Below are 18,836 nucleotides of genomic sequence, written 5' to 3' on the forward strand. Positions count from 1 at the left end.
CTCACAGCACCCGGTGCCGTCCGATCGGCAGCACCAGCGGCGTGCCGGACACCGGGTCGTCGATGATGCGCGAGTGCAGCCCGAACACCTTCTCCACGCGGGCCTCGGTGAAGATCTCCGCCGGCGCTCCCACGGCCTCCACTCCCCCGTCGGCGATCATCACGACCTGGTCGCAGTAACGGGCGGCGAGGTTGAGGTCGTGCAGCACCATCACGATGGTGATGCCGGACGCCTCGTTCAGGTCGGTGAGCAGGTCCAGCACCTCGACCTGGTGGGCCATGTCGAGGAAGGTCGTCGGCTCGTCCAGCAGCATCAGGTCGGTCTGCTGTGCGAGCGCCATGGCGATCCACACGCGTTGGCGCTGCCCGCCGGAGAGTTCGTCGACGGCCCGGTCGGCCAGCGCGGCGGTGCCGGTGGTGTCCAGGGCGAAGGCCACGGCCTCGTCGTCGGCGGCCGACCAGCGCGACATGATGCCCTGGTGCGGGTGGCGTCCGCGTCCCACCAGGTCGGCCACGGTGATGCCCTCCGGGGCGATCGGCGACTGCGGCAGCAGCCCCAGGGTGCGCGCGAGCTCCTTGGCCGGACGCGAGTGCACGTCCCTGCCGTCCAGCAGGACGTGGCCCGACGTGGGCTTGAGCAGCCGGGACATGGACTTCAGCAGCGTGGACTTGCCGCACGCGTTGGCACCGATGATGCCGGTGACCCTGCCGGGCAGCACGCTGAGGTCGATGCCGCGGATCACCGCGCGGTCCCCGTAGCCCAGGTTCAGGTCCTCGACGGCGAGGGAGTGTTCACGAGTCACAGTGCGCCTCCAGTGGCGTTGCGCCGGTTGGTGCGGATGATGAGGTAGATCAGGTACGGCGCGCCGAGCACACCGGTGACGACACCCACCGGGTAGCGGGCGTCGAAGGCCCACTGGCCGGCGAAGTCGGCGATGAGCACCAGCAACGCGCCGACGAGGGCGGCGGGGATGAGCAGGTTCGTGCCCGGCCCCACGAGCCGTGCGGCGATGGGCCCGGACAGGAAGGCGACGAAGGCGATCGGCCCGGCCGCGGCGGTGGCGAAGGCGATCAGCCCCACCGCCGCGACGACGAGGACCAGCCGCGTCAGGGTGACTCGTACGCCGAGGGCGCCGGCGGTCTCGTCGCCGAGCTGGGTGACCGAGAGGTTGCGCCACTGCGCCAGCAGCACCGGCACCAGCACGACCAGGGCGAGCAGGACGAGACGGACGTCGTTCCACACGGCGTTGTTGAGGCTGCCGGTGAGCCAGCGCATCGCCGTCTGGGTGTCCCACGTCTGTGCCCCGGAGAGCTGCCAGTTGGTGAGGCTGGTGAGGATCGCCGAGACCCCGATGCCGACCAGGATCAGCCGGGTGCCGGCCACCCCGCCCTTCCACGCCAGGGCGAAGACGAGCAGCGCTACACCGAGCCCGGCGGCGATGGCGAAGGCGGACACGCCGGCCCGGCTCAGCGACAGGCTGAGGATGGCGAAAACCGCCGCGGCGGATGCTCCCGAACTGATGCCGATGATGTCCGGGCTGGCCAGGGGGTTGCGCAGCATCGTCTGGAAGACCACACCGCCGAGGCCGAAGGCCAGGCCGCAGACCACCGCCAGCGACGCGCGCGGCAGGCGCAGGCGTCCCACGGTGAAACTCGCCCCGGGCACGGTCTCCCCGGTGGCCACGCGCCACACGTCGCCGAGCGGGTACACGGTGTGCCCGTAACTCAAGGACGCCAGGTAGGACGCCACGACGAGGGTCACGAGCACGGCCACGAGCGTCCACCACCGCCGGTGGCGGCCGCGTCGTTCCGCCGCGACGGCCTGAATTGTGCTGGTTACACTCATAGCGCACGCACCTTCTGACGTCGGACGATGGCGATGAACACGGGCGCACCGATCAGGGCGGTGAGGATGCCGACCTCCAGTTCGGACGGGCGGGCGACGATGCGTCCCAGGATGTCCGCGGCGACGAGCAGCACCGCGCCGGACACCGCGGCGAAGGGGATCAGCCACCGGTGGTCCACGCCGACGAGCAGCCGGCAGGCGTGCGGGACGACGAGGCCGACGAACCCGATGGGCCCGGTCACCGCCGTCACCGCACCGCACAGCACCACCGCCCCCAGGGCGGCGCACGCCCTGGTCAAGGCCACCCGCTCGCCCAGCCCGGCGGCCAGTTCGTCGCCGAGGGCGAGGGAGTTCAACCCGCGTGCGGACAGCAGGCAGACCAGGAAACCCACGACCAGGAAGGGGGCGACGAGCCGGATGGAGTCCCACGTGCCGCCGCCGACGCCGCCGACTTGCCAGTCGCGGGCGAGGTCGACGAGGTCGGCGCGGGTGAGCATGATCGCGCTGATGAAGGACGTCAACGCCGCCGCCGTGGCGGAGCCGGCGAGCGCGAGTTTCAGCGGGGTGGCCCCGCCGTGGCCCAGTGAGCCGATGACGTAGACGACCACGGCGGTCACCGCCGCACCCGCCATCGCCAGCCAGATGTACTGGTTGGTGGTGGTCAGGCCCAGGAACGCCATGCCCATGACGACGGCCAGCGCCGCACCGGTGTTGACCCCGAGGATGCCGGGGTCGGCCAACGGGTTGCGGGTGACGCCCTGCATCACCGCGCCGGTGACGCCGAGCGCCGCCCCGGCGACGACGGCCAGGACGGTGCGGGGGATGCGTTTGGCGACGGAGGCCTGGTCGAATCCGTCGGCGGAGCCCCCGTAGGCGGCGAGGATGTCGGCCAGCCCCACGTCGCGCGAGCCCACGGCGGTGGAGACCGCCATGACGACGAGCAGCACGACCACCGCCACGACCAGCCAGAGGGTGCGCAGCGTCGTCGAACGGCGCAGGCGCTCAGCCGTGGTCTCGGCTGTGTTCGTACTGGTCGTGCTCGTCATTACCGTGCGGAGCCTTAGTCCTCGCCCTTGGCGGCGGCGTCGGCCAGGGCGGCGACGTAGTCGTCGAGGATGTAGGGCACGCCCAGCGGGGTGGGCATCGCGGCGGTGCCGAGCTCGTCGTTGCCGAGCAGCACGACGGCGTCGTTCTGGATGGCGGGGATCTGGCCGAGGATCGGGTCGTCCTTCATCGTGTCGAGCATCTCCTGGTCACCGTAGGTGACGATGATCTCCACGTCGTCGAAGACATCCGCCTGCTCGGCACTGATCGTGCCGCTGAAGTCCGGGTTGTCCTCGGAGAACTCGCGGATCGAATCCGGGGCCTCCATGCCCAGGTCCTCGAAGAACTTCGGGCGCGCGTCGTGGGTGGTGTAGAAGCTGACCTGGCTCAGGTCGGTCGGATCGACGTGGGTGAGGAACATCGTCTTCTTGCCCTTGATCTCCGGGCGCTCGTCGGCGGCCGCGGCGATCTGCTCCTCGAGGTCGGCGATGAGGTCCTGGCCCTCATCCTCCTTGCCGATGGCCTTCGACTCGATCTCGATGTTCTCGCGCCAGGTGGTACCCCAGGCGACCTGGTCCGCCGGGAAGGGCACGGTCGGGGCGATCTCGGAGAGCTTCTCGTAATCCTCCTCGGTGATGCCGGAGTAGCCGGCGAGGATCACGTCCGGCGCGGTGTCGGAGACGGCCTCGAAGTCGATGCCGTCGGTCTCGTCGAACAGGACGGGGGTCTCGTCGCCGGTGGCGCCGAGCTCGTCGAGCTTCTCCTGCACCCAGGGCAGCACGTCGGAGCCGCCGAAGTTGGCCTTGGCCATGCCGACCGGCACCACGCCGAGGGCCAGGGGAACCTCCTGGTTCTCGAACTGGACGGTGGCGACGCGCTCGGGCGTGCCGTCGATCTCGGTCGTGCCGAAGGCGTGCTCGACGGTGATCGTGTCACCGGAGCCACCGCCGTTGCCGTCACTGTCGTCACCACCGTCGGAGGAGCAGGCGGTCAGCACCAGGCCGAGGACCGCCACGAGGGCGATGAGCAGGGTCCGCAGCGAACTGAGCTGGGAAAGGGGGACGCGCAGGGTGCGGGTCATGGGTCACGGGCCTTTCGCGGGGGATGAAACGTCAGGGATGCCGGAAATTAGGCATGCCTGTACACAATATCCCGAGCCTGACCTGCCCGCAACCACGCATTCAGGACAGCTGGTTGCTCGGATCGGACACGAGCGCCGGTGCCCGGAACTGCCCCGGGGTGACGCCCGTCGCCCGCCGGAAGGCGGTGATGAAGGCACTCGCCGAGCGGTACCCCACCCGTTCGGCGACCTCGGAGACCTCGTGGCCGACACCGAGCAACGCCACGGCGTGCTTCACCCGCGCCATCGCCACCCACCGGCTGAACCCCAGCCCCGTCTCCGCCTCGAAGGTCCGGGTCACCGTCCTGCTGCTCACCCCGATCCGCGACGCCCACGCGGTCAACGTGGTCTGGTCGGCGGGGTCGTCGCGCACCGTCTCCACGATGGGGCTGATCAACCCCGCCCGCGGGACGGCGAGGACGAGTTCGTGCACCGACGGACGCAGGACGTCCAGGATCATCCGCTCGGTCAGCTCACGGGACTCCTCACCGATCCCGCCGGTACCGAGGCGGTCGATCAGCAGGCCCAGCAGCGGCGTGAGCTCCACCGCCACCGGACCCGAGCCCAGCGACGGGGTGTCCACGGTGAAGTGCACGGTACGCTGCCACGGCCCCGGCGACCGTCCACAGACGGTCGCCCACCCGCACCACACCGGACCCGGAGTCGTGCCACAGCAGCTCGTGGGTGGGGTGGGCGTGCTCACCCCAGGTGGTGTCGCGGTCGAGGACCTCGTCGCGCCCGAACGCGCGAACGCCGAAACTCAACTCCCCCGCCCGGTACACCGGGAGGCTCCGGTTCTCCTCCAACGTTCCCATAGTGCCATTAACTTAGTGAATACTGAACAGGGCCACAACACCATGACACGTGGGGGCCGCCACGGGTTCCCCCGGAAACATTCCCCGTGGACGAAAGTTAGTATAGGCTTCGCTCTCATGAACGCCTCCCCCGTTGTTCGACGCCGCTGCGCCGCCACCGCCGTCCTCTTCCTCGCCGCCGCCCTGACCTCCTGTTCAGACGGGGACGACTCCTCCGGATCCGACGACGCCCCGGACACCGTGTCCGTCACCCACTCCATGGGCACCACCGACGTCCCCACCACCCCGGAGACGGTGGTGAGCTTCTCCCCTGCCTGGACGGACGCCTTCAGCGCCCTCGGGGACCCCGTCGACGTGGAGTACCGCATGGACGGCTACGACGACAGGCCCTGGGCAACTGGCGACTCCGGCACGGTCAAGACCTACACCGCGAGCGCGGAGGGCACCGCCGACCAGAGCGAGGAGATCGCCGCGGTGGAACCGGACGTGATCTTCGTCAGCTACGTCCCCGACCAGGCGACCTACGACAAGCTCAACGCCATCGCCCCCACCGTCGCCGTGGTCGGCGACAACACCCAGTCCGACGACTGGCGCACCGTCACCGAGCTGGCCGGGGAGATCCTCGACAAGTCCGACGAGGCCGCGGGGCTGGTCGAGGAGGTCGACGCTCGATTCGACGAGACGAAGGACGCCCACCCCGGACTCGACGGCGCCTCCGCCGCCTTCGGACAGATCAGTGAGCAGGGCCTCGCCGTGGTCACCGACGACAAGGACCCCGCCAACGGCTTCCTCACCGACCTGGGTATGAGCCTGCCCGAGGACATCCTGGCCGCCAGCAACGACGGTGCACGCGCCTTCATCGCCGAAGAGAACATCAGCCTGCTGAACACGGACTTCCTGGCGATGTGGGCGATCGGGATCGATCCCTCCGACCTCGAGGGGTGGGACCAGCTCACCGCCGTCGAGAACGGGTCCGCCTACCTGCCGGACGCCACCTCGGCGATGGCGCTGAGCCAGCCGACGGTGGCGTCGGTGCCCTGGTCCCTCGACGAACTGGACGACACCTTCGCCGCGGTGGACCAGGTCCGGAGCTGAACCGGCTGAACCACTCACACCGGCCCGGCGCGTCCTCTAGCGTTGGCACCATGACCGACCTCCCCACCCTCACCGTGACCGACGGACCTGCCCGGATCGCCCACGTCCGCCTGAACCGTCCGGACAAGCTGAACTCGCTGACCCTGGGCGTCCTCGACGAACTGGTGGCCATCACCCGGCGCATCCGCGCCGACCGTACGATCCGCGCCGTGGTGATCTCCGGGGAGGGACGCGCCTTCAGCGCCGGCCTCGACTTCGCCTCGGCGATGGCGAAACCGCCGGCGCTCGTCGCGTCCTTCCTGCCCCGGCCGTGGCGCGGCACCAACCAGTTCCAGGAGGCGTGCTGGGGATTCCGGCGTCTGCCTGTGCCGGTCATCGCCGCCGTGCACGGCCACTGCTTCGGCGGCGGACTGCAGCTCGCGATGGCCGCCGACTGGCGCATCACCACCGCCGATGCGCAGTGGAGCATCCTCGAGGCCAAGTGGGGGCTGATCCCGGACATGTCCGGCATGCAGACCCTCAAGCAGCAGCTTCCGGCGGACCTGCTCAAGCGCCTCACCATGACCGGCGAGGTTTTCGACGGCGCCGCCGCCGTCGACCACGGGCTGGCCAGCGAGATCTCCGAGGATCCCGTCGCCGACGCTGAGACGCTGGCCGAACTCGTCGCCACGCGCTCACCGGACTCCGTGGCCTACGCCAAGAAACTCGTCGACGAGACCTGGACCCGCGGCCCGCGCGCCACCTTCTGGCTGGAGCGTGCCCGGCAGTTCCGCCTACTCGTGGCAAAGAATACCCAGGTCGCGCAGAAGGCGGCGGCGAAGAAGGCTGCCCCGGTGTTCCGGGGACGATCGGTGCGCTGAGACTCCGCGCCGTCGGGGTCAGTCCAGGTCGTCGTGACAATTCAGCGGACTGTGGCTGTCCAGCCGGACCACGTCCAGAGCGGATTCCTCGAGTTTCCAGGCAAGTTCCTCATCTGCGCTGATGAACAGGGAGTTGGAGTAGATGGGACAACTGATCAGGAAGGTCCCGTCCTGCGGCCACACGTAGATCGGCATGTGGGGCCGTCCAGGCCGATCGGAGCCGAAGGTGAGCAGCCAATCCAGCGGAGCCTGTACAACTGCCAATCCCCCGAAACGGCCAAAGGGCAGCGGTGCCGTGAAGTCGAAAACCCGGACCGACTCGACATTCTCTACCTCCCCCGCATAACCCGGCCACATGGCGAAGGTGACCTCCGTGGACGCACGCAAATCCGGCAGCGCCCCGGTCAGTATATGCAGGAGAGTTTCCAGGCTGATTTCGTCACAGCCACCACTGGCCGGGTGGTATTTCGAGGACTCTCCTGGCCCGATTCGGTCCGACATCTCCCGCCATGTGGAGCCGGGATGCAGGACATATCCTGCTCTACCCGCCAGCTCTCCCCAGGAGACAAACCTATCGTCGGCGATCTCGGCGGGGCTGAACACCCGGAGTCTTGCTGAGTGCCTCTCATCACTGAAAGCCGCCACCAACGACTCATCCTTGTCCACACGTGGAGTGTATGAGCGCATGTCCTCACACTATCCCTGTGTATGCACGGCGTAAAGGGTTACCTAATGTCACCGCCCCTGTCAGTTGACCCACACCACCGCCTCATGTGACAGCAACCGCGGATCGTCCAGCGCCGCCGCCCCGATCGACGTCTCGATCCACTCCCGGGCCGCCCGGCCTTTCTCTTCCAGCGTGTCGCCCGGCATCTCGCGCAGCGTGACCGCACCGTCGCGCTTGGCCAGCCGTTCACCCGAAGGCCCCAGCACCAGCGGCACGTGCACGTACTCCACCTCGGGAAGTTCCAGCAGATGCGCCAGGTACCCCTGGCGTGGCGCGGAACTGAGCAGGTCGTCGCCGCGCACCACCTGGTCCACCCCGGCGAGGGTGTCGTCCACGACGACGGCGAGGTTGTAGGCGAAGCCGGCGTCCTGCCCGACCCCGCCACGGCGCAGCACCATGTCGTCGACGTCGCCGGTGTAGGTGCCGCCGTCGACGGCGAAGGCCTCGCGCACCGTCCACTGCCCGACCTGCGCGCGCAGCCGCAAGGAAGGCACCCGACCTTCGGCGGCGAGGGCGTCGCGGCGTCCTGCCCGCTCGTCGTCCTGCAGGTCACGGCAGGTTCCCGGGTAGTGGCCGGGGACAGCGTGCGGGGCGCGGGCGGCCTCGCGGATGTCCTTGCGCGAGCAGTAGCACTCGTAGACCAGGCCGTCATCCTGCAGGCGTTCCAGGGCGACGTCGTAGCGGTCCACCGACTCCGACTGGCGCGCCACCGCCCCGTCCAAGGTCACGCCCACGGCCTCGAGGTCCTCGAGCTGCCGGTCGGCGGAGATCTCCGAGGAACGTGCGGCGTCGATGTCGTCGATGCGCAGGACGAAGCCGCGGCCGGTGGAGCGCGCCCACGCTTCTGCGAGCACCGCGGTGCGCAGGTTGCCGAGGTGCAGGTCGCCGCTGGGGCTGGGGGCGTAGCGGCCGTTGGTGGCGGGGACGTTCATGACGCCCAGGATATCGCGGGCAGTCGCAACCCCACTGGTCGGTGCGACCAGCCGGTGGGGTTGCCACGCGCTGTGCCATGCTGGGGCGGCATGAGCCCCGACGCTTCTGCCTCAGCCGCCACTGCAGCCACCACCTTCATGGCCGCCCATGCCCGCGCCCTCGACCGCCGACGCTTCGAGGTGCTGACCACCGGCACCGGCCACACGGCCGTGCTCGGCGCGCTGGAGGCCTACCGCAACGACGACGGCGGCTACGGCTGGGGCCTGGAACCGGACCTGCGCGCCCCGGAAAGCCAGCCCGTCGGGGCCCTGCACGCACTGGAGGCGCTGGTCAGCTGCGCCCCGGCGCGCTCCCCGCACCTGGAGGCACTGCTGGACTGGCTGGCGTCGGTCACCCTGGCCGACGGTGGTCTGCCGTTCGCTCTACCCGTCGCCGACCCGACCGGTTGCGCGCCGTTCTGGGCGCAGGCGGACCCGCAGGAGTCGTCGGTGCAGATCACCGCGGCGGTGGCTGCGCAGGCGCACCTGCTCGCCCGCACGGACGCGAGGGTGAGCGGCCACCCGTGGCTGCGCACGGCGACGCGGTACTGCCTCGAGGCGATCGACGCCCTCGCCGACATGCAGGACCCCCCGTTCGCCTACGTCCTCTCCTTCTCCCTGCAGTTGCTCGACGCTCTCGACGTGGCCGAGTACCCGGACTCCCCCGCCCTGCTCGACCGGTTGTCCCGGTTCGTGCCCGCCGACGGGAAAGTTCCGGTTGTTGCGGAGGGTGCCAGCGACGAATCGCTGAATCTACTGGACTTCGCCCCGTTCCCGGGACGCCCGGTGCGTAGGCTGCTGGACGCCGCGGCCGTCGAGGCCGACCTGGAACGCCTGGCCGGCGCGCAGTGCGCCGACGGCGGGTGGCCGGTGGACTTCGCCAGCTATTCCCCGGCCGCCGCCCTGGAGTGGCGTGGTCATGCGACGGTGCGCGCGGTCGAGGTGCTGCGCGCCAACCGCGGGTAGCGTTGGTGGGGTCCACCTATTCGTCACCAGGCGCTTGGAGGCGCTGACATGGGATACACCCACCACAACCGATTCGACGGCGCACCGGACCCGGACGCGCTGTGGACCATGCTCGACACCATGCGCGGGTACCTCCCGTTCCCGCTGCAGGACCCCCGCGAATCACGACAGTCGCGGCCCACTGGCCCCTCCCGTTCGGAGCGGCCGCGGGTCAGCGTCCACGCCCTGGTGCTGGGCGTGCTCGCCGACGGCCCGCGTCACGGCGGGCAGATCGTCCGCGAGATCGCCGCGCAGGACGACTCGTCCGAGGCCCCCGGTGCCGCCGAGATCTACCCGGAGCTGCAGTTGCTCGTCGACGACGGGCTGGCGACCGTGGCGGAGACCGACGGGCGCCGCACGTTCACCCTGACCCAGGAAGGACGCGACGAGGCCGCGGCCGCCGGCGATACCGACGCGGATGCCGTCGCCCCGTGGGACGGGCTGTCCCGCCTGTTCGAGGGCCGGGGTGAGCTGCCGAAGGCCGGCGTGAAGTTGGGCCAGGCGGTCCACCAGGTCGGTATCGGCGGGAGCGAGGACCAGCGGCGTCGGGCGACGGCGTTGCTGGACGAGGCGCGCCGCCGGATCTACGGCATCCTCGCCGAAGAAACCGAAGAAGCCGACGGTGCCGCAGACGCCTGACCTGCGCCGCCGTTACCGGCGCATCACCACCTTCGGCCTGCGGCTGATGGTGGTGATGTGGTGGTTCGAGCTGGTGCTGCCGCGTCTGGGGCTGCGCAGGTTCAGCCAGCGCAACCAGGAGCAACGCATCGTCCGCGCCGCCGCCCGGTTCAGCGCGCTGGCCACCGACCTCGGCGGGCTGATGATCAAGGTCGGCCAGTTCATGTCGACCCGCATCGACGTGCTGCCCACCGCGGTCACCGACGAGCTCGCCGGCCTGCAGGACAAGGTGCCGGCCGAGGACTTCGCGCAGATCCGCGCCCTGGCGGAGTCCGAGCTCGGCATGCCGTTGTCCCGCGCCTTCGCCGCGTTCGACTCCGTCCCGTTGGCCGCGGCCTCCCTGGGTCAGGCGTATAAGGCGCAACTGACCCCGCAGGACGCCACGGACGTGGGCTTCACCGACGTGGTCGTGAAGGTGCAGCGCCCGGGCATCGGCGAGATCGTGGACGTCGACCTCGCCGCGTTGCGGCGCATCGCCGGGTGGTTGTCGCGCATCCGCTTCATCGCCGCGCGCGCGGACGTCCCGGCCCTGGTCGAGGAGTTCGCACACACCAGCGCCGAGGAGATCGACTACCTGCACGAGGGCGCCGAGGCCGAGTCCTTCGGCGCGGAGTTCCGCAACCTCGCGCACCCGGCGCAGGACGCACCGACGGTCGTCTGGGAACGCACCGCCCGCCGCGTCCTGACGTTGCAGGACGTCTCGGCGGTCAAGATCAGCGACGTGCGTGCGCTGCGCGCCGCCGGCGTCGACCCCTCCGAGGTGGCCGACCGGTTGGCCGAGTCGATGTTCACCCAGCTCTTCGACACCGGCCACTTCCACGCCGACCCGCACCCGGGGAACATCTTCGTCACGCCGCGCGGGGGCGGGGATTTCAGCCTGACCTTCATCGACTTCGGCATGACCGGCACCGTCGACGAGGACCTGAAGACCCGCCTGCAGGACCTCGTCGTCGCCGTCGGCCTGCAGGACGGGGCCGGCATGGTCGCGGCGATGAAACGTCTCGGCGTCCTGCTGCCCACCGCCGACACCGACGAACTCGAGGTCGCCGTCACCGAACTCTTCGCCCGCTTCGGCGGGATGGGTGTGATGGACCTGCAGTACGTGGACCCGCGCGAGTTCGAGGACTTCGCCAAGCGCTTCCGCGACGTGATCCGCTCGCTGCCCTTCCAGCTGCCGGAGAACTTCCTGCTGATCATGCGGGCGGTGTCGATGCTGTCCGGGCTGTGCTCCACCCTGGACCCGAAGTTCAACATCTGGGAGTCGGTGGAGCCCTTCGCCGCCCGCCTGGTGCGCGAGCGTGCCGGCGCCTCGGCGAAGGACGTGGCGCGTCGTGCGATGACGACGGGGCTGGCCACCGCCCGGGTGCTGGGGCGCCTGCCCCGACGGCTCGACGACGCGATCACCATGATCGAGAGCGGCAACCTGTCGGTGAACACACCGCAGGTGGAACGCCAGCTCAAGCGCCTGGAACGCGCCGCGGTGCGGGTCGTCGCCGCGATCGTCTTCGTGGGTCTGGTCGTCGGCGGCGCGGTACTGCGCGGGGCCGACGGCGCGGCGGGGGTCGTCGGCACCACGATGATGCTGGTCTCCGCGGTCCCGTTGCTCTACGCGGTGTTCGGGGGCCGCGGCGGCTGACACATGTCAGTCGACCTTGATCACGAGCTTGCCGAAGTTCTTCCCCTCGAGCATGCCGGCGAAGGCCTCGGGCATGTTGTCGAAACCCTCCACGACCTGCTCACGGTAGTTGATGGTGCCGTCGGCGACCTTCGGCCCGATCTCGGCGAGGAACTCCGGGTAGTACTCCTCGGCGAACTCGATCTGGATGAAACCGCGGATCAGCAGGCTCTGGGAGAGCACGGTGCTCATCGCCACGGGCAGCCGGTCGGTGTCGCCGCCACCGGCGTTGTTGTACTGGGCGACCAGGCCGCACACCGGCACGCGGGCGAACTTGTTGAGCAGCGGCAGGACGGCGTCCCACACCGCGCCGCCGACGTTCTCGTAGTACACGTCCACACCGTCCGGGCAGGCCTCGGCGAGCTTGTCGGCGAAGTCGGGGTCGCGGTGGTCGACCACGGCGTCGAACCCGAGCTCGTCCTTCACGAACGCGCACTTCTCCGGACCTCCGGCGATGCCGACGGCGCGGGCACCGGCGAGCTGGGCGAGCTGACCGACCATCGAGCCGACGGGGCCGGACGCCGCGGCGACGGCCACGGTCTCGCCCTTCTTCGGCTGGCCGATGACCTTCATGCCGGAGTAGGCGGTGAACCCGGGCATGCCCAGCACGCCGAGGGCGGCGGTGGCGGGGGCACCGTGGGTCTGCAGGGTGCGCACGTGCGTGGCGGGCAGCACCGCGTGGGTGCACCAGCCGGTGTGCGCCTGGACGAGGTCACCGACCTCGAAGTCCGGGTGGCGTGAGACGGTCACCTCGGCGACGGTCTCACCCGTCATCACGCCGTCGACGGGGACCGGCTCGGCGTAGGACTTGGCGGCACTCATCCGTCCGCGCATGTAGGGGTCGAGGGAGAGGTACTGCACCTTGAGCTCCAGCTCCCCGTCCTCCACCTGCGGCAACGTGACCTCCTCGAAGCGGAAGTTCTCCGCGGTCGGCGCGCCGGTGGGGCGGCTGGCGAGGACGATCTGTCGTGCGGTGGTCATTGAGGCGTCTCCTAGAAAAGGGTCGGAATTCGGTTCTCCGTGGACCGAGGGTAGTCCCCGGTCCTGGCAACGGCACACAGGTTGGCACACAGGTTTCCGGCTACAGTGAAAGAACCGACACACGGGGACAAAGGGGAATTGGGGAACATGCAGGACATCAGTGATGAAAACCATCTCAACCCTCGACAAGGTTACTTGCGACGAGGTATTCTGGGATCCGAGCACGACGATCTCCAGATCCTTGAAACCGCCCACCGCCACGGAGTCTCTGACGAGATCATCAAACACGCACTCCGATACCCGATCAGCCAGTTTGTCCAGGAGGACGGAATGACCATGATCATCGGACCTGGCTGGGACGGCACGCCTGTTGAAATCGGGCTCGTCGCTTGGCACGACGGAGTCGCCGTCGTCCACGCGATGCGCCCTGCCCGGAAAAAATACCTGAGGGGATAACCCAATGACCCGACGAACACTTGCCGACATCACGTCCCACGCCGAGGAGCTCGCCGACGCCTTCGAGAACTACGATCCCGCCCCCGGCGACGACAGCCGCGAGCTTCCGCCTGTCATGGCAGTGAAGCTGGCCGCATGGCGCAGAGATGCCGCGGAGAGCGACCTTGCCGACGCAATCCACACCGCACGCGGCAGCAAGGTCTCCTGGCGCGAACTCGGTGAAGCACTCGGAACTAGTGGGGAGGCCGCTCGCCAGCGTTACGGTGCGGCGTAGCCGAAACCTGCATCCGCGCCGTCGGCGGATAGACTCATCCACCATGACTGACTCCCCCACGCCCGACCACGTGGCACCGGACACCACCTTCGAGCTCGGCAGCCGCGTCGGCACCGTGGACGGGGCCCCGGCGCACGGGCGTACCGGCGTGATCCACACCCCGCACGGGGACGTCCACACCCCGGCGTTCATCCCCGTCGGTACGAAGGCGACGGTGAAGACGCTCACCCCCGAGCAGGTCCGTTCCACCGGTGCGGAGGCGGTACTGTCGAACGCCTACCACCTCTACCTGCAGCCCGGCGAGGAGATCGTGGACACCGCCGGCGGCGTCGCCGCATTCGAGAACTGGCACCGACCGACCTACACCGACTCGGGCGGATTCCAGGTCATGAGCCTGGGCGTCGGTTTCAAGAAGGTGCTGGCGATGGACGTCGCCAACCTCACCGAGGGTGACATCCGCGCGGCGAAGAAGGAGCGCATGGCCCTGGTCGACGAGGACGGTGTCGACTTCCGCAGCGTCATCGACGGGTCGAAGCACCGGTTCACCCCGGAGAAGTCGATGCAGATCCAGCACAGCCTCGGGGCGGACATCATGTTCGCCTTCGACGAGCTGACCACCCTGGTCGACACCCGCGTCTACCAGGAGCAGTCCGTGGAACGCACGCACCGGTGGGCGCGACGCTGCCTGCTCGAGCACGAGCGTCTCACCCTCGAGCGCAGCCACCGTCCACTGCAGTCGTTGTGGGGTGTGGTGCAGGGCGCGCAGTACGAGGACCTGCGACGCAAGGCCGCACGCGGACTCGTGGACCTGTCGCAGGAGGCGGAGGACGCGGGGCGCCGCGGCTTCGGCGGCTTCGGCATCGGCGGTGCCCTGGAGAAGGAGAACCTGGGCACCATCACCGGCTGGGTGTGCGACGAGCTGCCGGAGGACAAGCCCCGCCACATGCTGGGGATCTCCGAGCCGGACGACCTGTTCACCGCCATCGCCGCAGGTGCGGACACCTTCGACTGCGTGGCACCGACCCGCCTCGCCCGTCGCGGCGGGGTGTACACGCTGGACGGACGCCTGAACCTCATGGCGGGACGTCACCGCCACGACTTCATCCCGATCGACGCCGGTGTCGGCGGCTACGTGTGCGACAACTACACGCGCGCCTACATCCACCACCTGCTGCGCGCCAAGGAGTACCTGGCGGGCACGTTGTGCACACTGCACAACATCCACTTCATGGTGACGCTGACGAACAACATCCGGCGCTCCATCGAGGACGGACGCTTCGAGGAGTACCGCGACGAGTTCCTCGGCCGCTACTACGCCGACACTCCCCCGGAGCTGCGCGGCCGCCAGCCCTGACCTGCACGTTGTCACGGTAACCCGGGCAGCGTCGTCTCTCCTGTGTCCCCCGTTCTCAACCGGACCGCAGGAGTACGACCATGACCCACATCGACCTGATGAAGATCCGCAAGCGCACCTACGCCGCCGCCGGAGCCTTCGAACTCGCCGCGCGCAGCGGCCTGGACCGTCGCACACGCCTGCTCGTGGAGCTGCGCGCCTCCTTCCTGAACAACTGCTCCTACTGCATCGGCATGCACTCCGACGAGGCACTCAAGCACGACTTCGGCCAGGCATGGGTGGACGCGATCCGCGACTGGACGCCGGACGCCACCGGCACCCCGTTCAGCGCGTCCGACGCCCTGGTCCTGGCCTTCACCACGGCCGGCACCCGCCTCAGCGAGGACGCCGACTTCGACGTCGACCTGCAGGAACGCGTCCTCGCGGAGTTCGGGGAGAAGACCACCGGCGCGCTGATCAGCGAGATCGCCGCGATCAACATGTGGAACCGCCTGGGCGTACTCTCGCAGAAATGACGGACTCACACGCCTGGGCCCACGAACGTCCCCGCCTGCTCGGCCTCGCCCACACGGTGCTCGGCACCTGGCAGGACGCCGAGGACACCGTCTCCGAGGCGTGGCTGCGCCTGGACCGCGTGACGGGCACCGGGCAGGAGCCGCAGGACGTCCCGGCGTGGCTGACGGTCGTCGTCGCGCGCCTGGCGCTGGACGCCGCGACGTCCGCCGCGAAGCGTCGCGAGAGCTACGTGGGGCCGTGGCTGCCCGAGATCTCCGTGCAGGACGACCCGGCCGAGCACGCCGTGCTCGGCGAGGGCGTCGACCTGGCGTTCCTCCGGATGCTGCAGACCTTGCGTCCGGTGGACCGGGTGATCGTGGTCCTCGCCGAGGTCGCGGGCATGTCCCACCACGACATCGCGGCGGTCACCGGCACGACCCCGTCGGCGACGCGGCAGCGGTTGCGTCGGGCACGGGTGTCGTTGTCCACCGGCGACGTGCCTGTCCCCCACGTCGTGCAGCGCCACCGCCTCGACGTCCTGGCCGCCGCCCTCAACGACGGCGACCTGGGCACCCTCGTCGACGAACTCTCCGAGGGCTGCGTCCTGTGGACGGACTCCGGCGGGCTGTCCTCGGCGGCCCGCAACGCCGTGCGCGGACACGACCGGGTCTCCCGGTTCCTCGCCGGGTTGGTCGGCAAGTACGGGATGCCCCGGGTCTCCGTGGTCGACACGGTGGCCGGGCCGGTGTTCCACGCGGTTTCACCGGACATGACCCGCCTCGTGGTCCTGGAGACCGGTGAGGCTGGCGGGGGCGCGGGCACGGTCACCGGGATCCAGGTCCAGCAGAACCCCGGCAAGATCAGGACGTCGCCCGGTCAGTCCTCCATGCGCTCGACCTTGCCGGAGGCGTAGGCCTCCTCCAGCTTCGCGCCCTCGACGTCCACCGACGGCAGGATGCGGTCCAGCCAGCGCGGCATGTACCAGGTCGCGCGCCCGCACAGGAACATCAGCGCGGGGATCAGGGTCATGCGGATGAAGAAGGCGTCGAACAGGACACCGACACCCAGGGCGAAGCCGAAGATCTGGATGAACGGCAACGGCTGGGCGATGAACGAGGCGAACACGCAGATCATGATCAGCGCCGCCGCGGTCACCACCTTCGCCCCCAGGCCGAAGCCGCCGATCACCGAGTCCTCCACGGCGTTGTATTTGCTGGTCTTCGCCGCCTCGTGACTGTGCAGCGTGAACCGTTCCCTCATCCGGGACACGATGAACACCTGGTAGTCCATCGCCAGGCCGAAGGTCACGCCGATGAGGAAGATCGGCATGAAGCTGATCAGCGGACCCGGAGAACTGATCAGACCCCACAACCCCTCCTGCCAGAACAGGACGGTCACACCGAACGCCGCGCCGACGGACAGCAGGAAGCCCGCGGCCGCCATCACCGGCACCATCAGCGAGCGGAAGACCATCAGCAGCAGGACCAGCGCCAGCCCCACGACCAACGCCAGGTAGATCGGCATGGCGTCGGCCAGGCGGTCGGTGACGTCCTGCTGGATCGGCACGAGCCCGGTGATGCCCATGTCCACGCCGGTCTCGTTCTCCAGGACCTCCTGCTGGGCGCGGAGCTGCTGGATCAGCTGAGCGGTGCGCTCGTCGGTGGGCCCGGTCTCCGGGGTGACGAGGATCTGCGCGGTCGAGCCGTCCTCGGAGGCGGCGATGAGCTGGGAGTGCTTCACCCCGACATTGTTGGCCAACCGGTCCTTCACCGTGACGAACGCGGCCTGGGCAGGCTCAACCCCACCCCTCACCAGAGGCGACAGGGCCGAGGAGGTCGGGTCCACATCGTCGGTGTTGACGATGACGAGGAACGGGGAGTTACGCCCGGCACCGAAACCCTCCTCCAGCATCTCGGCGGACTGGCGCTGGGTGGTGTCCAGCGTGGAGGTCTTGTCCGACGGCAGGGACAGCTGCAGGTTCATCGCCGGCAGGGTCAGCAGCACCAGCGACACGACCACCAGCAGCAGGAACCCGCCGGGCGCGCGGTGCACCAGCTCCACCCAGCGCGTGCCGAGCGGCTTGCCGGACTTCGTGCCGGATGCTGCGCGGGTCGGCTTCTCGTGCTGGCCGTGTTTCCCGCGCTTGCTGCGCTTACTGCGTCTCCCTCGCGAGCCGGACGCCAACGACGCGGCGACGGCCGCGTCCGCCTCCTCCATACTCATGCCCTCGCGCACGCGCGCACCCGTCGCGGCGTCCTTCCGGAAGACGCGGTCGCCGAAGGCGCCGAAGAGTGCGGGGACCAGGGTCAGTGCCACGAAGACGGACAGCAGCACCGTCGCCGCCGCGGCGTAACCCATGTAGGAGAGGAACTCGATGTTCGCCACGCGTAGGCCGACCAGTGCGATGATCACCGTCAGGCCGGCGAAGACCACCGCCGAACCGGCCGTGCCCACCGCCAGGCCCGTGGCGTCCGCCCGCGATCTGCCGTGACGTAGTTCGTCGCGGTAGCGGCTCATGATGAACAGGGCGTAGTCGATGGCCACGGCCAGGCCCAGCATGATGCCGAGCACCGGGGTGATGTTGTTCAGCGGCACGAAGGCGGTGGCACCGGTGATGCCGAGCGCGCCGAGGCCCACGCCCACGATCGCGCTGATCAGCGGCATGCCCGCGGCGATGAGCGAGCCGAAGGTGATGAACAGGATGATGAACGCCGCCAGCAGGCCGACGGCCTCGCTGATCGGTTCGATCACGATCGGGTCGCCGAAACCGGCGCCACCGGCCTCGGCCTTCAGCCCGGCGTCGCGGGCGATGTCGAGGGCGTCGTTGACGGCGTCCTTGTCCTCGGTGGTCACGTCCGCCGGCAGGTCCACGTCGAAGGAGAAGGACGTGGTGCCGGTGCGCCCGTCCGGGCTGAGCGTGGCGACGTTGGCCGCGTCCGCCTCGGCGACCTCGCGCGAGAGCCCCATCTCCGTCGAGGTGTTGATGACCAGGTCGGTCTGCTCGTCGTTGTAGGTGACCGGGTTGCCGAAGGACGAGTCGTCGCCGAAGTCGTCGACGGTGGTGCGCACGGTGTCGACGACCTCGTCGAGCACCCCCATGTACTTCTCGTCGGCGAGGCTCTCTCCCTCCGGGGCCTGGAACACCAGGTTCACGTCCGAGGCCATGGCCGGGTTGTCGGTGCCCGGGAACTCGTCCATCAGCATGCGCGTGGCGTGCTGCGACGGCACCCCGTCGATGCTGAAGACGTCGTTGTAGCCCTTCTGGATGACCAGCGAACCGCCACCGACGGCGGCGAGCAGGACCGCCCAGATCCCGATGACGAGCCACCGTCTCAGGTAGGACCACCGGCCGAGCCGGAACAGGAGTAGAGCCACGGAGAGGCCAGCCTTCCACGTAGGAGCACAGTGCGAACGCCAATCCTAACCCGTCGACCTGTGGAC

At 69.4% G+C, this 18,836-nt stretch carries 19 protein-coding genes; 10 read left to right on the forward strand and 9 right to left on the reverse strand.

The window, feature by feature from the left end; genetic code table 11:
* Window position 1: 1 nt before the first annotated feature.
* The 5 genes from ACT3S3_RS01295 to ACT3S3_RS01315 form a co-directional block, all read right to left on the reverse strand.
* Complete coding sequence (locus ACT3S3_RS01295; RefSeq protein ID WP_301441766.1) at window positions 2-802, reverse strand: ABC transporter ATP-binding protein; 801 nt, start codon at window positions 800-802, stop codon at window positions 2-4.
* Window positions 799-1,845: a FecCD family ABC transporter permease gene (locus ACT3S3_RS01300; RefSeq protein ID WP_301441765.1), complete on the reverse strand. Its 1,047-nt coding sequence runs from the start codon at window positions 1,843-1,845 to the stop codon at window positions 799-801. The genes ACT3S3_RS01295 and ACT3S3_RS01300 overlap by 4 nt, the downstream gene beginning before the upstream one ends.
* Window positions 1,842-2,891, reverse strand: coding sequence for a FecCD family ABC transporter permease (locus ACT3S3_RS01305; RefSeq protein ID WP_441579805.1), 1,050 nt, complete (start codon window positions 2,889-2,891; stop codon window positions 1,842-1,844). Before ACT3S3_RS01305 ends, ACT3S3_RS01300 begins: the two co-directional genes overlap by 4 nt.
* Before the next feature lie 14 nt (window positions 2,892-2,905).
* Window positions 2,906-3,970, reverse strand: coding sequence for an iron-siderophore ABC transporter substrate-binding protein (locus ACT3S3_RS01310; protein ID WP_301441763.1), 1,065 nt, complete (start codon window positions 3,968-3,970; stop codon window positions 2,906-2,908).
* Window positions 3,971-4,070: 100 nt separating this feature from the next.
* Window positions 4,071-4,604 (reverse strand): helix-turn-helix transcriptional regulator, encoded by a 534-nt coding sequence (locus tag ACT3S3_RS01315; protein WP_301441762.1) that lies wholly within the window; start codon window positions 4,602-4,604, stop codon window positions 4,071-4,073.
* Between the two features lie 337 nt (window positions 4,605-4,941).
* Here ACT3S3_RS01315 and ACT3S3_RS01320 point away from each other — a divergent pair, with 337 nt between their 5' ends.
* A complete protein-coding gene (locus ACT3S3_RS01320; protein ID WP_301441761.1) occupies window positions 4,942-5,919 on the forward strand; it encodes an ABC transporter substrate-binding protein in 978 nt (325 codons plus the stop codon).
* 50 nt (window positions 5,920-5,969) lie between these two features.
* Window positions 5,970-6,779: a crotonase/enoyl-CoA hydratase family protein gene (locus ACT3S3_RS01325; RefSeq protein WP_301441760.1), complete on the forward strand. Its 810-nt coding sequence runs from the start codon at window positions 5,970-5,972 to the stop codon at window positions 6,777-6,779.
* Window positions 6,780-6,797: 18 nt separating this feature from the next.
* Here the strand turns inward: ACT3S3_RS01325 and ACT3S3_RS01330 are convergent, their stop codons facing one another.
* Both ACT3S3_RS01330 and gluQRS read right to left on the reverse strand, forming a co-directional pair.
* The gene (locus ACT3S3_RS01330; RefSeq protein ID WP_301441759.1) at window positions 6,798-7,445 is read right to left on the reverse strand and encodes a hypothetical protein; all 648 of its coding nucleotides are present in this window, start codon (window positions 7,443-7,445) and stop codon (window positions 6,798-6,800) included.
* 81 nt (window positions 7,446-7,526) lie between these two features.
* On the reverse strand, window positions 7,527-8,438 hold the full coding sequence (gene gluQRS, locus ACT3S3_RS01335; protein ID WP_301441758.1) for a tRNA glutamyl-Q(34) synthetase GluQRS: 912 nt from the start codon (window positions 8,436-8,438) through the stop codon (window positions 7,527-7,529).
* Window positions 8,439-8,528: 90 nt separating this feature from the next.
* On the opposite strand from gluQRS, the gene ACT3S3_RS01340 reads away from it, so the two are divergent.
* From ACT3S3_RS01340 to ACT3S3_RS01350, 3 genes are read left to right on the forward strand one after another with little or no spacing between them, the layout of a single operon-like run.
* Window positions 8,529-9,443 carry a hypothetical protein gene (locus ACT3S3_RS01340; RefSeq protein WP_301441757.1) on the forward strand — a complete coding sequence of 305 codons (915 nt, stop codon included), beginning with the start codon at window positions 8,529-8,531 and terminating at the stop codon, window positions 9,441-9,443.
* Window positions 9,444-9,491: 48 nt separating this feature from the next.
* Window positions 9,492-10,121: a PadR family transcriptional regulator gene (locus ACT3S3_RS01345; protein WP_301441756.1), complete on the forward strand. Its 630-nt coding sequence runs from the start codon at window positions 9,492-9,494 to the stop codon at window positions 10,119-10,121.
* Entirely contained in the window at window positions 10,105-11,796 is a 1,692-nt protein-coding gene (locus tag ACT3S3_RS01350) for an ABC1 kinase family protein (protein ID WP_301441755.1), read from the forward strand. The genes ACT3S3_RS01345 and ACT3S3_RS01350 overlap by 17 nt, the downstream gene beginning before the upstream one ends.
* A gap of 6 nt (window positions 11,797-11,802) precedes the next feature.
* Here the strand turns inward: ACT3S3_RS01350 and ACT3S3_RS01355 are convergent, their stop codons facing one another.
* Window positions 11,803-12,816, reverse strand: a complete 1,014-nt coding sequence (locus ACT3S3_RS01355; protein WP_301441754.1) for an NADP-dependent oxidoreductase — start codon at window positions 12,814-12,816, stop codon at window positions 11,803-11,805.
* 147 nt (window positions 12,817-12,963) lie between these two features.
* On the opposite strand from ACT3S3_RS01355, the gene ACT3S3_RS01360 reads away from it, so the two are divergent.
* The 5 genes from ACT3S3_RS01360 to ACT3S3_RS01380 all read left to right on the forward strand — a co-directional run bounded on the left by ACT3S3_RS01360 (window position 12,964) and on the right by ACT3S3_RS01380 (window position 16,308).
* Entirely contained in the window at window positions 12,964-13,272 is a 309-nt protein-coding gene (locus tag ACT3S3_RS01360) for a hypothetical protein (RefSeq protein ID WP_301441753.1), read from the forward strand.
* A gap of 4 nt (window positions 13,273-13,276) precedes the next feature.
* Window positions 13,277-13,546, forward strand: coding sequence for a hypothetical protein (locus tag ACT3S3_RS01365; protein ID WP_301441752.1), 270 nt, complete (start codon window positions 13,277-13,279; stop codon window positions 13,544-13,546).
* Between the two features lie 43 nt (window positions 13,547-13,589).
* A complete protein-coding gene (gene tgt / locus ACT3S3_RS01370) occupies window positions 13,590-14,900 on the forward strand; it encodes a tRNA guanosine(34) transglycosylase Tgt (RefSeq protein ID WP_301441751.1) in 1,311 nt (436 codons plus the stop codon).
* A gap of 80 nt (window positions 14,901-14,980) precedes the next feature.
* Window positions 14,981-15,415: a carboxymuconolactone decarboxylase family protein gene (locus tag ACT3S3_RS01375; protein WP_301441750.1), complete on the forward strand. Its 435-nt coding sequence runs from the start codon at window positions 14,981-14,983 to the stop codon at window positions 15,413-15,415.
* Window positions 15,412-16,308 carry a sigma-70 family RNA polymerase sigma factor gene (locus ACT3S3_RS01380; protein WP_301441749.1) on the forward strand — a complete coding sequence of 299 codons (897 nt, stop codon included), beginning with the start codon at window positions 15,412-15,414 and terminating at the stop codon, window positions 16,306-16,308. Before ACT3S3_RS01375 ends, ACT3S3_RS01380 begins: the two co-directional genes overlap by 4 nt.
* Here ACT3S3_RS01380 and ACT3S3_RS01385 read toward each other — a convergent pair.
* Entirely contained in the window at window positions 16,272-18,770 is a 2,499-nt protein-coding gene (locus ACT3S3_RS01385) for an MMPL family transporter (RefSeq protein ID WP_301441748.1), read from the reverse strand. The two genes, ACT3S3_RS01380 and ACT3S3_RS01385, sit on opposite strands and share 37 nt — an antisense overlap.
* Between the last annotated feature and the right edge of the window lie 66 nt (window positions 18,771-18,836).

It is taken from the genome of Corynebacterium sp. AOP40-4SA-5, from assembly GCF_052377355.1.
Lineage (GTDB): Bacteria > Actinomycetota > Actinomycetes > Mycobacteriales > Mycobacteriaceae > Corynebacterium.

What these genes read in the sequence shown, in the direction of transcription:
- ACT3S3_RS01300 (WP_301441765.1), bottom strand. Translation starts at nt 1,845, where the DNA reads ATGAGTGTAACCAGCACAATTCAGGCCGTCGCGGCGGAACGACGCGGC.
- ACT3S3_RS01305 (WP_441579805.1), bottom strand. Translation starts at nt 2,891, where the DNA reads ATGACGAGCACGACCAGTACGAACACAGCCGAGACCACGGCTGAGCGC.
- ACT3S3_RS01310 (WP_301441763.1), bottom strand. Translation starts at nt 3,970, where the DNA reads ATGACCCGCACCCTGCGCGTCCCCCTTTCCCAGCTCAGTTCGCTGCGG.
- ACT3S3_RS01320 (WP_301441761.1), top strand. Translation starts at nt 4,942, where the DNA reads ATGAACGCCTCCCCCGTTGTTCGACGCCGCTGCGCCGCCACCGCCGTC.
- ACT3S3_RS01325 (WP_301441760.1), top strand. Translation starts at nt 5,970, where the DNA reads ATGACCGACCTCCCCACCCTCACCGTGACCGACGGACCTGCCCGGATC.
- gluQRS (WP_301441758.1), bottom strand. Translation starts at nt 8,438, where the DNA reads ATGAACGTCCCCGCCACCAACGGCCGCTACGCCCCCAGCCCCAGCGGC.
- ACT3S3_RS01340 (WP_301441757.1), top strand. Translation starts at nt 8,529, where the DNA reads ATGAGCCCCGACGCTTCTGCCTCAGCCGCCACTGCAGCCACCACCTTC.
- ACT3S3_RS01345 (WP_301441756.1), top strand. Translation starts at nt 9,492, where the DNA reads ATGGGATACACCCACCACAACCGATTCGACGGCGCACCGGACCCGGAC.
- ACT3S3_RS01355 (WP_301441754.1), bottom strand. Translation starts at nt 12,816, where the DNA reads ATGACCACCGCACGACAGATCGTCCTCGCCAGCCGCCCCACCGGCGCG.
- ACT3S3_RS01360 (WP_301441753.1), top strand. Translation starts at nt 12,964, where the DNA reads ATGCAGGACATCAGTGATGAAAACCATCTCAACCCTCGACAAGGTTAC.
- ACT3S3_RS01365 (WP_301441752.1), top strand. Translation starts at nt 13,277, where the DNA reads ATGACCCGACGAACACTTGCCGACATCACGTCCCACGCCGAGGAGCTC.
- tgt (WP_301441751.1), top strand. Translation starts at nt 13,590, where the DNA reads ATGACTGACTCCCCCACGCCCGACCACGTGGCACCGGACACCACCTTC.
- ACT3S3_RS01375 (WP_301441750.1), top strand. Translation starts at nt 14,981, where the DNA reads ATGACCCACATCGACCTGATGAAGATCCGCAAGCGCACCTACGCCGCC.
- ACT3S3_RS01380 (WP_301441749.1), top strand. Translation starts at nt 15,412, where the DNA reads ATGACGGACTCACACGCCTGGGCCCACGAACGTCCCCGCCTGCTCGGC.